This is a genomic window from Candidatus Avelusimicrobium sp. (assembly GCF_050873505.1).
In the GTDB taxonomy this organism is placed as follows: Bacteria; Elusimicrobiota; Elusimicrobia; order Elusimicrobiales; family Elusimicrobiaceae; genus Avelusimicrobium.
Map to the genome: position 1 here is coordinate 72,126 of NZ_JBNMIY010000006.1, position 14,360 is coordinate 86,485.

A 14,360-nucleotide genomic window follows, 5' to 3' on the forward strand; every position below is an offset into this window, starting at 1 on the left:
AAGGGGTATAAACGAAAGCGCCCCGGGCCATATAAGGTGCCCGGGGCGTTGTGCTAAAATTACTTTATTAGTTGGCAGGAGCCGCGTTGTCTAATCCCGTGGGAGTAGTCCCTTTATTACCGCGTTTAAACACGCCTTTGAATTTCTTCCACAAGCGGCCGGCTTCGTACTTCATCCCTTTTACAATAGAGGAATTGCGCATCATACCGGGCGTTAAGAGTAAACTGGCGCCCAACATCGTGCCCGCATACAGCAAGTCCATCGGCACGCCAACGCCGCCCATAGAGGCGAAATAACCCGCCGGGATAGCACCCAAACCACCAATCGCCATCGTCAACGCCAAGATAGAGGACAGTTCGCGGTTCTGTTTGGGATAGCGGTTCATAATGTAGTCATACATTTGGGTAAAGAAGTTACCTACACCCAAACTGGCTACGGCCGCACCCGCAATCGTTTGCGTTACGCTGTCGCCCGCCGTTGCCATTATACCCGTACCCAAGGCAGACAGGCCCGAGCAGAGGATGTACATCGTATCGGGGCTAATGCGGCGGCTAACTACGTTACCACCCAAGCGGCCCACGATAAACGGCAAGTAGAGCGAGCAGGCAATCAAGAAGTTCGCAAATTCACCTTGGCTGATGAGCGACTTCATAGAAGTAGCGAACGAACTGGAAATGACGAACTCGTGAATCGTAGCCAACGTCATAGCCGAGGCCAACGCCGCCACACCCGGAGCCTTTAACATTTTGCCCATATTCCCAATCGTGTTTTCCTGCACGGCCACAGAGTGTTTAACCTTGTGGACCAAGGAGTTCATACGATCAGCAGGGATATTGTATTGTTCGGATAATTGTTTTTCAAGTCCGGCAAACAGTTCCTTTTTGGCATCTTTATACAATTCGCCCGATTTCTTGGTGGAGTCCATTTTTACATTAGCGAACACCCACGCATCTAACGAATCTTTAAAACCGCGGGCCACATCGTCAATCATTAAGGAAGATACTTCGCCTTTGGCTTCACCCAACACTTTGGCACCCGCATCCAGCGTGCCCTGCAACATTTTCTGGCTCTGTTCCAGGTTCTTGGCGGAATACGCATCGCGCAGTTTGGCGCGCCATACCTTCCACGCCACCCAACCGCTGTACCCGGCGTAAATCGGGAAACTGATAGAATAGTCCAGCCCCAAATCCACCCCGGTAGCCAGTTGGATACCGTGATTAATCAAGTACGGCGAAGCCAAGAAGGCCAAGGTGCCGACGTTTTTGTACACGAAACTTAAATTGTACAGCACGATATCTTTCAAACTGACTTCGGACTTTTTGGTAAAAAATTCTTTTACGCGTTCGCCCAGTTTCGCAAAGCCCTGCTTTTCGGCAACGGTCATTTCCGTTTCAGCCGTCTTCAAGGCGTCCTTGGCCGCGTTCAAAATTACTTCGCCGCGGTTAGCACGGATGAGCAGGTTGGAAACCAACTGTTTTAAAATGCTGGAACCGCTCATTAAGAACAAGGCGGTAATAAACAGCCCTTTCTGCACAGGGCTTAACGCCATCCCTTCCACAAAGCCGTAGAAGCCGCCCGCAGTAGCCAAAGCACCCGCGGCGGTGGACATCGCCAAGGACAGCACCATCAAATTCTTTTCGCCGTATTTTTTAAGCACAGGCGTCAGCAAGGAAGCCAGACCCGGCAACACATAGTTGATACCGAACATCATACCGTTGGCCGCGCTTACGTCCATATCCAAGGCCCCGTTTACCACCGGCCCCATCGTTTTACCCAAACTGACGTTCGTCAAGGAAGCGTCGCGCACGATTAAATCCGCACGGTTTTGGGTGGGGTGGACGGACACGTTAAATTTGGTCGGGCTGTTGCGCAAAATTTGCACAAACTTGCCGATTTGGTTCTTAGGCAAGCGGACATAGAAACGGGAAAGTTGATGAATTTTTCCGTCCGTGCCTTTCAAGGCCAAATTGCCTTCCGGCATCAAGACTACCTTTTCGCCGTGCGCCACGCTCTTTTCCGGCAAGGTTACTTCCAAGGGTAACAGCGCGCCCGTAGTCGCATCGGTTACCTGTTGGACGGAGGCCTGATACACCACATCCGGGCGGGTTTCCAGTTTCAAACTAAATTTGGTCATACCGGAAGCGCGCACCAAATCTACCAACGCACCCACCTGGTCCTGCTGTAAGCGCATATAGAAGTGCGCCATACGCAAGGGCGGCTGGGTTTGGTTGCGAAGTTCCGCCACATAGCCGTGTTTAAAATTGGGAGTCAAGGCAAACGCCACGCGGTTGTAACCTTTTACGCGGAAGCGGTTGCTGATTTCCAAATTGACGGGCAAAATGCGCTCAATGCCTTTTTCGTCCACGCGGGTTAATTTGAAACCTTTTTCCGACACCGGCACCGGGCCTTCTTCTCCGGCTCCCATTAAGGCGTCGGCAGAAGCCGGGGCTTCGGGCGAGCGGAGGTTGGAATACACTTCGCTGATTTGCGTAGCATCGTGCAAGCCCGGTTCGTGGTAAATCGGTTCCGGGGCTTTTTTGCTAAAACGGTTTTTGAGCCAAGCCGCCCCCTTTTTAAAGAGTTTGCCGATAGCAAACACGGGCACGCCGCTGTACATTACGCCGGAATTGTCGCTGTCGGAGCGGCCTAAAAATTCTACCGTGCTCTTGGTTTCAGCGGGTACCGCAGGCGTTTCGGCGGCTACGGCTTCGCCAGCGGTCGGTACAGCAGTAGGAGATAAAGATAAATCCGTTCCGCCTAACTGGACCTTCGGCATTTCCACCTTGGGGGCAGCCGGAGCGGCGGCTTGGGCTTTAACAGCCACCGGGGCAGCCGCAGGAGCGGTTGCGCCCAACTCCAACCAATCTTGGGTGGCCTGGCGGGATACATCAGCGTTTAAAACGTTTTGCGGGCAGCCCAATTTCAAAAAGCGGGCCATATCGGCGGACGCGGGAGCGGCCTCGCCAGCGGTGGCATTAATTTGAACGGGCAAACCTTTTTCTTGCGCCACAGCGGCTAAGTTCTGCCAGAACGGACCTTTGGCCCCCGTAAGAGTGGCCAGTTCCTGCAACTGGGTATAAGCGCCCTGTCGCAACAAACCGCGGGCAGCAATTACTTCCGCGGTTTTTTCAAAGGGAGAGTTTACGGCTTTCTTATAAAAATTAATCAAGGCCGGGGCATCGGCTTTGGTACCGACCAACCCCAAGGCCGCCGCATCGGACAGAGCGTGATTGCAAGCCAACACATCCTTGTAATTGGCGTGGCTTTTGTTGGAAGCGATTAACAAGGCAGAGCGTTCATCGCCTTTGGGGAGTTTGGCAAAGGCGTCGGACAGCGTTTCCAATTCCGTGCGGTAAAATTTAACGGCTTCGGCTTGCTGGGCCAAGTTGGCGTTGCCGTGCAAGTAGAAAGTTACAAACTGGGTGCGGAGTGCAGCCGAGCGGGCCGCAGGAGAGGTTTGGGCAAAAATCGGACCCGGCAAACCGTCGGTCAATTCGCCAACAGCCAAAGTGTGATGCGCGGTCAAATCCGTAAGTTTAGAGGAGATTAACTCGGAAGACGCCTGCAAAGCGGAAGAATTGGGCACTACGGTAAGAGAGGAGATATTGGTGCCTTTGGGCAACGCACGCGCAGACTGGACAAGACGCGTTCCGGCGGAATATACCTGTGCGTTAGCGGGAATTGTTACTTTGGGTACGGCAACGCCCTTTCTAACCGCTTTTCCGACCGTTTTGCCCGTTTGGAGCACGGCCTTGCCGCCTTTTTCGGGCAAGGCTTGCGCCAGCGACGGGGAAACGCTGCTAAATAGAATACAGAAACTGAGTAAAAGCGACAGGGTTGTTTTCATAATAAGGTTCTCCTCTCCCTTAATTATTGGAAAAAGTTCACAAAAAAAATAGGGCCAAAAGACCTAGAAGTCCTAGGTTTTTTAGCCCTATATAAAAATAGGCCCTGCCGCTTGGGCAGGCATATTTCCGGGGGTACGGCTGGTTGAATACGGGAAATTTTTAGGGAATTAGGGAAAGCGGACACGCCCCCCTTGTTTACTGCTAAAAATTGCAGGGGCGAGCACTGGCACGCAAGTTGTTGGTCTTTGGCGCAGTACATCTAAAACTCCTTTTATCCGTCTCCAACTATATTTTAGTAAACTTTGCCAACTTGCACAACGGGACAAAAGACCCACTTTTTATATAAGTCTTTTGTATTACGTCTATTTGTCAAACTTGTCTTTTAGGGCTCTTGCCACACAAGGCGGAACCAGGGCGGACACATCCCCGCCGTAGCCTGCGGCTTCGCGCACCGCGGACGAACTTAAAAAAGCGTATTCGGGCCGCGCAGGCAAAAAGACCGTTTCGGCCCCGGGGCAAAACAACTTATTATAATAAGCGTTTGTCAGTTCGTGCTCCATATCGGCCGCCCCGCGTACCCCGCGCACCAAAATATGCAGGTTATTTTTTTTGAGGTAATCCGCCAGTAGCCCTTCGGCCTGTTCCACACGGATAAGCGGTTCATCCTGAAAGGTTTCCTTTAACAGGGCCACTCTTTCAGCCGTGCTAAAAAGCGGCTTTTTATTTCCGTTTGGGATAACCAGTACAACCAGCCCCCCAAACGCCCTCGCCGCCCGGCGCGCGATATCCGCGTGTCCAAGAGTAACGGGGTCAAAAGTACCTGCATAAACGGCCGCAACAGTCATAAAGGGCTCCTTAACGCTTCTATATAGGTTCTATATTATGGTATCATAATTTTATGATAAAAAATCCGTTTAGCGATGAAATTTATTTACAGCGCACGCATCCGCACAAGCCGGACTTGCGCGATGAATACTTCCGCGACCAGACAAAAATTATCCACTCGCTGCCGTTTCGGCGTTTAAAACACAAAACGCAAGTTTTCTTTGCGCCGAACAACGACCACATTTGCACCCGCATTGAACACGTCCTGCACGTGGCCACCATTGCCGCCACTATTTGCCGGGGGCTCAACAAAAGCGGCAACTGGCAATTAAGCGAGGATATGGCCTACGCTATCGGCCTGGGGCACGACATCGGGCACGCCCCCTTCGGCCACGAGGGCGAACGCGCCATAGACGCCTGTATTACGCCCAAACGCTTTTTGCACGAAATTAACAGTTACCGCGTAGTGGAGCATTTAGCCAACTACGGGGAAGGGCTGAATTTAACCTTTGCCGTAAAGGACGGAATTATCTGCCATTGCGGCGAAGACTTTACCAATAACCAACTCCGCCCCGCCGCCGTGCCGAACGATTTGGAAAAAATTACCGGGCGCGACCATATGCCTTCCACTTACGAGGGGTGCATTGTGCGCCTGTCCGACAAAATCGCCTACTTGGGGCGCGACATTGAGGACGCCGTAAAGGCGGACCTCATTACCACAAACGATATTCCGAAAGACGTCCGCGAAGAAATCGGCACGTCCAACGGGGAAATTATCAACACGCTGACCTTGGACCTGATTAACCACTCCAAGGACCAGGACTGTATCGGCTTTTCGGACGATAAATTCGGGCTTATTTCCCAGTTGCGCGAGTTTAACTATACCCGCATTTACCACAACGAGCAAATGCGCCAGCGCAAGGAAACCATAGACAAATGTATCCGCGATTTGTTTGATTATTTCCGCACGATTTTTAAGCGTTACGGCTTTGACTACGGGGCCTACGACCAAGAGGGCAAAACCACCGCTAAAAACTTCGCCAAATATATGCGCTCTATGACAAATGTCTATAAAGAGGACCCCGTGCAAATTGATACGATTATCGCCGACTATATTGCCGGGATGACCGATTCGTTTGCGTTAAGCGTAATGGAAGACGTTATTCTGCCCAACTCCATTAAGTTTTTTAGTTAAGCCTTTGCCAAACGGATAGAAGAGCGCCCGGTTTTAGCCGGGCGTTTTTCATTGTATTGTATAAAAAAGGAACACCCCCGGTGGGGGAACCGGAGGTGCAGGGGATAAGAAATCTTTTACAGGTAGGAAGCGTTTTCGTTAAAGAAAGCGACTACTTTATCCATACCCGGTACGGAAGCGTTATCGCGCGCGGCTTGGGCAATCGTGCGACCGCTGCCGTCCTTGCTCATTTCCACCACTTCGGCGGCTTCGGTCTGCGCCACATCGGCCACAATGCCACCGGCGGAAAGTTTGCTCTTAATGTTCATAATGCGCTTGTACAAATCGGTATAAGGGATTTCCGCAAAGAACATATCCGCCCGGCCGTAGTTAATTTGCGTTTGCACCGGGAGTTCCCCCGCTTCGTTGCGCTGGTTCATCAACACGTGCAAATGTTTTTGGTATTCGCGCGGATAGAAATAGCGGATACCATAGGCCAAGGCTAAAAAGGAATCTTTGTTGCGGGCAATGTGGAAGACGTTATTGCCGTTTTTGCCCGTTTTAAGCAAGAACGCGCCGTTCTTGGCAGATTTAATATAGGCGGCAATCGCTTTGGCATCCCCTTTTTGCGCCGCGGCGAAAACCGGCGTATTGCCAAAGTCGTCTTCTTTTTCCAAATCCACTACGGCTTGGCGTCTTTGCGCCGCCGCTTGTACGGCCGCCTGCAATTTTTCGTTTAACTGCGGGCGCTGTTGGGCCGCGGGGGCCGCATTAACCAGCGAAACCATCAAACAAGCCGCTAAAATAAAAAGTATGTTTTTCATATATTATCCCCTTGTACATCCTTCTTATTTAAGTATCTATTTTTAAGTGAAAATTTACGAGGGCCTTTGGACCCATTTTTATGGCTTTTTGGACCTATCTTTTTTATAGGACCCATAAAAAGCCCCAGGCATATACCTGGGGCTTTTGTATAGTCTAATCCAAAGTCAATTATTCCACAAAGCAAGTATCACCTTCTTGCAAATAAGCCCCTGCCCCAGAAGTACAACCTACTCCTCCCCCTCTGGAAAAGCCATATTTTTTACAAGCCGCCACATTATAGAGTCCACGGCAAAGCCTTTGTCCGTCAGCAATATTAAAAGTAATATCTTCCCCAGTAATAGGAGTGGCAAAAGAGGCACTATTCCTTTCAAAACTGGAATCCAAAGAATAAGTAAAATTCTTTCCACTAAAAGAACGCCCCGTGGCAGGGCGCCCAGTAACATCAGTAAAAGAAACCGCCAAATCGTCAAAAGTGATTTGGTACAAAGGTTTACCTGTTTCTAAATTTGCAACTTTGTAAGCATCATTTATCGCTTTTAGTGTCGTCCACGCTTCACTCAACCGCGATTTATTGACTGCTTTGGTATATTGCGGCAAAGCCACGGCAGACAAAATGCCGATAATGAGAACGACAACCAGCAACTCAATTAACGTAAAACCTTTCTTCATAAACACTCCTATTATATTGCCCCACGCACCGGGACATATATTCTAACAAAAAGGAGCAATAAAAACTAGGGGATGTAACCCTGCGGGCCGCGTCCTGCGGACGGCACCTTGCAGGCGGCATATTTTCCGCGCTCATTTGATTAATGGGGCCACACTCTTTTTGCAATGTCGCCACCAACGAAACGACAGATCCCCGACTAAATTCCTCGGGGATGACAACTAAGGAAGAATAGCCGTCATTCCCGAAGGTCGTAGTCGGGAATCTGTTTTTGTCGTGGCTGTTCTTTTAAATAACGACAGATCCCGTATAACAACACTACGGGATGACGACACAAGGCAAAAGACATTTATAACAATTAGGCCGTTATAAAAATGAGGGTCATCCTGAATTTAGTTCAGGATGACCTCTTTTTTATAAAAAGCCCTTTTCCCTTGTCATCCCCGAGGAATTTAGTCGGGGATCCGTTGTTATTAAAAAAGGAAAAACAACAAATACTGGAACGCTCCGCGCCGGCAAACCTTCCAGTATGACCTTTATTTTTATAAACAACTACCAGCACAAGCAGTAGATTCTGCAAACCCTGCGGGCCGCCAGCAAGCCACGTTTAACAATGTTTTCGGCAATATTAAGAAAAGGAAAAAGGAAGCAATATAAAAAACTAAAAGCCCCGGAATAATCCGGGGCTTTTAAATGGAGCGGGCGAAGAGAATCGAACTCTCGTCTCAACCTTGGCAAGGTCGCGTTCTACCATTGAACCACGCCCGCGTAAATCTGTTTACCTTCAACACATAAATTATAACAATTTTTTTGCAATGTGTGCAACAATTATTTTTTTGCCGTCTTTTTCGCGGCGTTTCCCGTCGGAGAATTGCCCCCGAGCAAAATATTGGCAATCGGTTTTAAATACGTATTTTGTTGCACCGCTTTGCGAATATTGGGGTTTTTCTGCAATTCTTTTAAGTACGGGTTAGACGCAATAATGTGCGCGGCCTCTTGCGGGCGGTCGCGGAAATATTTAGCAGCCTTGCTGATAAGCAAATAACTTATAAAGCGGCTGTTTGCCACCGCCAACACCATCGGCTCGCTGGCGAGCACCTGTTTGACGGTTTCACTGTCAAAAAACTCCGCCATTGCGTTTTGGTCCTCGCTAAACGCCAAGAGTAGTTGCGGGTCCTCCAACAGGGGGGCTACATCCGGGCGGGCCAAAAAGGCCTTGCACATTTTATCGTTGGCCAGCAGGTAGCGCATTAAATCCGGGTCGGCGATATTGGACGAAAAATTGGTGGTAAGCGCCCACGGGGCCGCGCCGATAATTTCGTAACTTTTGGGCGTAAACGCCTTGAAATTAAAGCGGCTGATAATCGGCAGAGTGGAGCCCAAGTTGCTCACGGCCACGTTGCGGTCCTGCCCTTCTTGCAGTTGCACATACGTTACGCCCGTGTTGGGGTTAAATTCGGTATTGGCTACGGCAAGCCCTTTTACTTGGTTGGGGTCCAACGCCGCCGTTAAATTATCAGCCCGCTTTTGGGCAGATAAAATGATTACCAGCGTAATAAGCACCAAGGCCACCACACTTATACCCACGCCCAATAAAAGCGTGTCCTGCGTGCGTTTTTCGGCCGTAACGGGCGCCTGGGTTTGCTTAGCCCCCTGCGGGTTTTGGGCCGCTTGTTTTTTTTGGTGATACTTGGCGGGATTGCGCAGTAAATCCATTAATTCTTCTTTCTTCATAACATACGGCCGTTCTGCCGGACCTCCATATCAAGTATAATTTATTATATGAAATCTTATACCCAATATCTAACGGTTTGTACGGAAAACCATTACGAAATCGTAAATATCACGCCGCAGGTAGAGGCGGCCCTCGCCAAAAGCGGCATTAAAGAAGGGTTGTGCCTTGTCAATTCAATGCACATTACGTCCAGCGTGTTTATTAACGATAACGAACGCGGTTTGCACGCGGATTTTTTGCGCTGGGCTGAAAAATTAGCCCCTTATGGGGTAGATAAGTACCAGCATAATTTGACCGGGGAAGACAACGGCGACGCGCACTTGAAGCGCACCCTACTCGGCCGCGAAGTAGTGGTAGCGGTAACGGACGGGCGACTGGATTTCGGCCCGTGGGAAACCATTTTCTACGGGGAATTTGACGGGCAAAGAAACAAACGGATTTTGATTAAAATTATTGGAGAGTAAAATGAAGAAGACTATTTTTTATCACGATACGGACTGCGGCAATGTGGTGTATTATGCAAACTATTTAAAATATTTTGAAGAAGCCCGCACGCTCTATATGGCGGAGAAGGGTTTTTCCGTGCCCGCCCTTATTGAACGCGGCTTATACTTTGTGGTGGCACGGCAGGAAGTGGAATACAAATATTCCGTGCGCTATGCGGACGTAATTGACGTATCCACCAAAGTGTTGGAAGTTTCGGACATTAAAATTGTGTTTGAAAACCTGATTACCAACCAAAACGGCCGCCTTTGCACCAAGGGCAAAACCACGCTGGTTTGCGTGAACAAAAACGGGATGCCCACGCCGATGGGCGCGGACGTAAAAGCCGCAATGACCCCCGCCGCGTAAGTATTTTTCAGCCTGACAAAAACGGAACGCTTTTTATTAAGCGTTCCGTTTTTTTAAATCTGCCGCCAATTCCGACTAAACGATTTTTTCCTCGTCCTCTTTGGCCTTGGCGATTTCTTTATCCAACCGGGCGGTCAAGCGTTTTAACACCGTTTGCGTATTTTTCTTCCACTCTTTGAGTTCGCGCAATTCGGCTTCCGTGCTTTTTAATTTTTCCAGGCCGTCCTCTAACGTGCGCACCCGTGCCTTCAAGGCGCTGTTCTCGCCCTGCAATTCCTTCTGCCGGGCGAGAACCTGCGACGTTAAAAGTTCCAGTTGTTTTAATTTTTCCTGCATATTACCGCAGTTCCGCGCCTACTTGTCCGCGCAACTGTTCCACAATGCGGTTAAACGCTTCGTCCGTTTCCTTATCCTTTAAGGTGCGTTCTTTATTGGAAAACGCCAAACTAAACGTTACGCTCTTCTTGCCCGCGGGCAAATGTTCACCTTGATACAAATCAATTAAGTGATAGTTCATATCCACATCAAGCGGCGTTTTTTCAAGCGCGCTGACGATATCCGCATAAGAAACATTTTCGGCCACCACAACGGATAAATCACGCAAGGACGGCGGGAAGACCGCTACATCCTTGGCGGGTTTAAAATCCTGCGCGGAGAAGGCCTTTTCAATAAGTTTCGTGGCAAATTCAAAGCCCCACACTTCGGGCGTTTTAATGCCGCTGGCCTTTAACGCAAGCGGATGAAATTTGCCGAACACGCCGATTACTTTGCCGCCCAGCATAATATCCATACAAATTTTGGGGTGCATATACACCGGGGCCTTTTTGGACGGAACCAAGGTTAAGCCTTCCACATCCGCCAGCACGGCTTGCATCAGGCCCTTTAACCAGTAAAAATCTACCGGTTTTTCCGCTCCGCCAAAGAATTTTTCCTGCTCCAAGGTTCCCGTCAATACGCCGGACACGGCATATCCTTCCACCGGGAAGCCCTTAATGGATTGGAACGTTTTGGTCGTTTCAAAAAGCGCCAAGTTGGTATTGCCAAAGCGGAAGTTGCTCTCCACATTTTTAAGCAAAGAGGGCAACAAGGTCGGGCGTAAATAATCCCACCCTTGGGCCAAGGCATTTTTAATTTTAATACAGAACTTGGGGTCAAAGCCAAAGGTTTTGAGTTCCTTTTCGCCTAAGAAATCAATGTTCTTGCACTCGCAGAAACCCGCGCCAATTAAAGCCGCGGCATATTTTTTGCCCAAATCAATGCCTTTGGGATTGTCGGCAAATTGCAGGCTGGCCTTGGTCTCGCTGACGGGAATCATATCGTAGCCCGCAAAGCGCGCGGCTTCTTCGGCCAGGTCCCACTTGTGGTTTAAATCGCGGCGGTGCGTAGGGGCCTTAAAGGTCCATTTGTCGCCGTCCGCGTGAAATTCCGCCGCCAAGCGGCCGAAGATTTCTTTCAGGCGTTCGTCGCTAATCTGCGTACCCAAAATAGCGTTGATTTCCGCCGGGGTAAACGTAACCGTCGGGTTTTCATATTTAATGGGGTAAACGTCGTTAATTTCGCTGGGAGTGCCGCCGCAAATTTGCACAAACAAATCGCTCGCGCGGCGCATCGCCGTCATTGCGCCCTCAATATCCGTACCGCGTTCAAAGCGTTGGGAAGAATCAGACGAAATGGCAAATTTTTTGACCGTTTTATTAATGGTCGGCGGATTAAAATAAGCGGCTTCAATAAAAATATCTTTGGTATCTTCTTTAATGCCGCTGTCTAAACCACCCATAATACCCGCCAAGGCCGTGGCCTTTTTGGTATCGGCAATCATCAGGCAGTTGGAATTTAACGTCAGTTCACGGCCGCCCAAAACGGTAAATTTTTCCCCTTCTTCCGCGTTGCGGACGATAACCGTATCGCCCTCTACTTCGCGCAAATCAAACGCGTGGAGAGGGTTGCCTAGTTCAAACATTACATAGTTGGTTACGTCCACCAGGGCGTTTTTGGGGTTGAGGCCCATAGCGGCCAAGCGGGTTTTAAGCCACTCGGGCGATTCGGCGTTTTTTACCCCGCGGATAATGCGCCCGATATAGCGCGGGCAGGCTTCGGCGTTTTTAATTTCTACGTTAAGCGCCTTCCCTTCACCGGGCAAATCTTTAATAGCGGGCATTTTGACGGGCTTATTGAGCAAGGCCGCCAATTCGCGCGCCACGCCCAAGTGGGAAAGCAAATCGGGGCGGTTAGACGTAATTTCCAAATCAAACAAGGAATCCGCTTTACCGTAGAGCGTGGAAACATCCGTACCCAGTTCCAAATTTTCATCCAGCACCAAAATACCGTGCGCGCGGGTATGGGTTAAACCCAATTCGTCAGACGAGCAAATCATCCCCTCGGACGGCACCCCGCGCAAAACCACGGGCTTCATAATCATTTTACCCACACGGGCGCCCAACAGCGCAAGCGGCACCTTTTGTCCAACGGCTACGTTCGGCGCCCCGCACACCACACGCTGGGTTTTGCCGCCGCCCAAATCCAAGGTTACCAAGTGCAAATGGTCGGAATTGGGGTGGTCTTCAATTTTGATGATTTGCGCCACGCGCACGCCCTCAAAATCCGCGCCTGTTTTTTCCACAGAGGCCACTTCAATACCGAGGTCGGTCAGTTTTTTTACCAACTCCTCGGGGGTTAAATCAATATCAATAAAATCTTTGAGCCAAGAATACAAAATTTTCATAATCCGTCCTTAAAATTGTTTGAGTACGCGCAAGTCGTTTTCGTAAAACGTGCGGATATCTTTAATGTTGAGCATCATCATCGCCAAGCGTTCCACGCCCATACCAAAGGCGTAACCGCTAAACTGTTCGGGGTCAATGCCGCAGTTTCTAAGCACGTTGGGGTGCACGACACCCGCGCCCAACATTTCAATCCAGCCGCTGCCCTTGCATACGTTGCAACCCTTGCCTTGGCAGAACACGCATTTCACGTCCACTTCTACGCTGGGTTCCGTAAACGGGAAGAACGACGGGCGGAAGCGGATTTCGGCCTTGTTGCCAAAGAGGCCTTTCATAAAGGCGGTTAAGTCGCTTTTGAGGCTGGCCATACTGACGTTTTTATCTACATACAAGCCTTCAATTTGGTGGAACACGGGGCTGTGCGTAGCGTCCAAACTGTCGTTTCTAAACACGCGGCCCGGGGCCATAATGCGAAGCGGCGGTTTGTGCTTTTCCATATAGCGGCTTTGCACGTTAGAGGTGTGCGTGCGCAGTACGAGCGGCATTTTGCCGTCCACAAAGAAGGTATCCTGCGCGTCGCGCGCGGGGTGGTGCAGGGGGATGTTAAGCAAATCAAAGTTATGCTTTTCGTCCTCCACCCAGGGGCCTTCGGCCCACTCAAACCCCAGGCGGGAAAGAATCGCCGTCATACGGTCTTGCGCCACGGAAAGCGGGTGGCGATGTCCTTTGGCCACGGGATAGCCGGGCAAGGTCAAATCCAAGTTTACTTTATTTAATTCGTCGTTAATTTGTTTAGCGGCAAAAAATTCGGTTTTTTCGTCAAGCGCGGCGGAAAGGGATGCCTTTAAGGCGTTGCCCAAGGGGCCGGCTTGTTTCTTTTCTTCAATGGAAAAATCTTTTAAACCTTTTAAAAGTTCCGTTAATGCGCCTTTGCGCCCGAGGGCCGCTACGCGCAGTTCTTCCACGGCGGCTAAATCGGCCGCTTGGCTGATTTTTGTTTTGTAGTCCTGCTCAATAGCGGAGCAGGCTTGTTGAAATTCGGTGATAGTCATATATCTTATTATAGTATTTTAGGCGGCTGTATAGGGAAAATAAAGCGAAATTTAAGCGGTTGTTTCCTTTTTTGTCGTTTCTGTTGCCCTTGCCGTGCCGTTAATGCAGGGCTTGGCCCGTTTTGTATCCGTGGCGGCAATCGGTATGTTTTCCTCTTGGTTGTTTTGGTTGCCCTTGCCTTGTTTATAAAAGGCGGTTTTGGCGGGGGAGCATTTTTATTTGTTTGAGCCGCAGGCGAGTTGTAAAAATGCCTGCCAAAACCTGCATTTTATAAGACGTTGGGCAACGAGTCTTTTTCGTTCTTTTTCTACGATTAGAAAAAGAACATACTCTTTTTGCACACAAAAGAAGGAAAAAAGTAAAATAACCTTATATGGCCAAAGAGATTGTTCAAGTAGAAATCAAGCGTATTCCGCTGGATATAGAAACCACCGAACTCGGCGCCGTGGAACTGACGGACCTGGCCGCGACGGTGGAAAAATATATGCAGAGTTTGGACGAAATAGATACGCTCAAACAAGCCCTTATGACCGCCCTTCACTTTGCGGCCGTAGCGTATTTGCAACGCCAAAACGACGGCGGTAAACGCAAGGAAGAAGAATCCCGCGTGGACGATTTGATTGTAAAACTGCAATCCGCCCTGAACGCCACCCATAAATAA

At 49.7% G+C, this 14,360-nt stretch carries 12 protein-coding genes and 1 tRNA gene; 4 read left to right on the top strand and 9 right to left on the bottom strand.

The window, feature by feature from the left end:
• Positions 1-67 precede the first annotated feature (67 nt).
• Positions 68-3,847, bottom strand: a complete 3,780-nt coding sequence (locus ACR0QV_RS04965) for an MFS transporter (protein ID WP_432635078.1) — start codon at positions 3,845-3,847, stop codon at positions 68-70.
• Between the two features lie 363 nt (positions 3,848-4,210).
• Positions 4,211-4,693 carry a pantetheine-phosphate adenylyltransferase gene (coaD, locus tag ACR0QV_RS04970; protein WP_432635080.1) on the bottom strand — a complete coding sequence of 161 codons (483 nt, stop codon included), beginning with the start codon at positions 4,691-4,693 and terminating at the stop codon, positions 4,211-4,213.
• A 53-nt stretch (positions 4,694-4,746) separates the two neighbouring features.
• Here coaD and ACR0QV_RS04975 point away from each other — a divergent pair, with 53 nt between their 5' ends.
• On the top strand, positions 4,747-5,868 hold the full coding sequence (locus ACR0QV_RS04975; RefSeq protein WP_432635082.1) for a deoxyguanosinetriphosphate triphosphohydrolase family protein: 1,122 nt from the start codon (positions 4,747-4,749) through the stop codon (positions 5,866-5,868).
• A gap of 116 nt (positions 5,869-5,984) precedes the next feature.
• On the opposite strand, the gene ACR0QV_RS04980 is transcribed toward ACR0QV_RS04975, so the two are convergent.
• The 4 genes from ACR0QV_RS04980 to ACR0QV_RS04995 form a co-directional block, all read right to left on the bottom strand.
• Positions 5,985-6,671 (bottom strand): hypothetical protein, encoded by a 687-nt coding sequence (locus tag ACR0QV_RS04980; protein ID WP_432635084.1) that lies wholly within the window; start codon positions 6,669-6,671, stop codon positions 5,985-5,987.
• A gap of 169 nt (positions 6,672-6,840) precedes the next feature.
• Complete coding sequence (locus ACR0QV_RS04985; protein ID WP_432635086.1) at positions 6,841-7,341, bottom strand: type IV pilin protein; 501 nt, start codon at positions 7,339-7,341, stop codon at positions 6,841-6,843.
• 692 nt (positions 7,342-8,033) lie between these two features.
• Positions 8,034-8,107 (bottom strand) — tRNA-Gly (locus tag ACR0QV_RS04990).
• 60 nt (positions 8,108-8,167) lie between these two features.
• Positions 8,168-9,073, bottom strand: coding sequence for a hypothetical protein (locus tag ACR0QV_RS04995; protein WP_432635088.1), 906 nt, complete (start codon positions 9,071-9,073; stop codon positions 8,168-8,170).
• A gap of 48 nt (positions 9,074-9,121) precedes the next feature.
• Here ACR0QV_RS04995 and ACR0QV_RS05000 point away from each other — a divergent pair, with 48 nt between their 5' ends.
• Positions 9,122-9,538 carry a secondary thiamine-phosphate synthase enzyme YjbQ gene (locus ACR0QV_RS05000; protein WP_432635090.1) on the top strand — a complete coding sequence of 139 codons (417 nt, stop codon included), beginning with the start codon at positions 9,122-9,124 and terminating at the stop codon, positions 9,536-9,538.
• 1 nt (position 9,539) lies between these two features.
• Positions 9,540-9,926 (top strand): acyl-CoA thioesterase, encoded by a 387-nt coding sequence (locus tag ACR0QV_RS05005; RefSeq protein ID WP_432635092.1) that lies wholly within the window; start codon positions 9,540-9,542, stop codon positions 9,924-9,926.
• 75 nt (positions 9,927-10,001) lie between these two features.
• On the opposite strand, the gene ACR0QV_RS05010 is transcribed toward ACR0QV_RS05005, so the two are convergent.
• From ACR0QV_RS05010 to pheS, 3 genes are read right to left on the bottom strand one after another with little or no spacing between them, the layout of a single operon-like run.
• Complete coding sequence (locus ACR0QV_RS05010) at positions 10,002-10,262, bottom strand: hypothetical protein (RefSeq protein WP_432635094.1); 261 nt, start codon at positions 10,260-10,262, stop codon at positions 10,002-10,004.
• Position 10,263: 1 nt separating this feature from the next.
• A complete protein-coding gene (gene pheT, locus ACR0QV_RS05015; protein WP_432635096.1) occupies positions 10,264-12,648 on the bottom strand; it encodes a phenylalanine--tRNA ligase subunit beta in 2,385 nt (794 codons plus the stop codon).
• Between the two features lie 9 nt (positions 12,649-12,657).
• Positions 12,658-13,698: a phenylalanine--tRNA ligase subunit alpha gene (gene pheS / locus ACR0QV_RS05020; protein WP_432635098.1), complete on the bottom strand. Its 1,041-nt coding sequence runs from the start codon at positions 13,696-13,698 to the stop codon at positions 12,658-12,660.
• A 374-nt stretch (positions 13,699-14,072) separates the two neighbouring features.
• Between pheS and ACR0QV_RS05025 the strand changes: the two genes are divergently transcribed.
• The gene (locus ACR0QV_RS05025; RefSeq protein WP_428060968.1) at positions 14,073-14,360 is read left to right on the top strand and encodes a hypothetical protein; all 288 of its coding nucleotides are present in this window, start codon (positions 14,073-14,075) and stop codon (positions 14,358-14,360) included.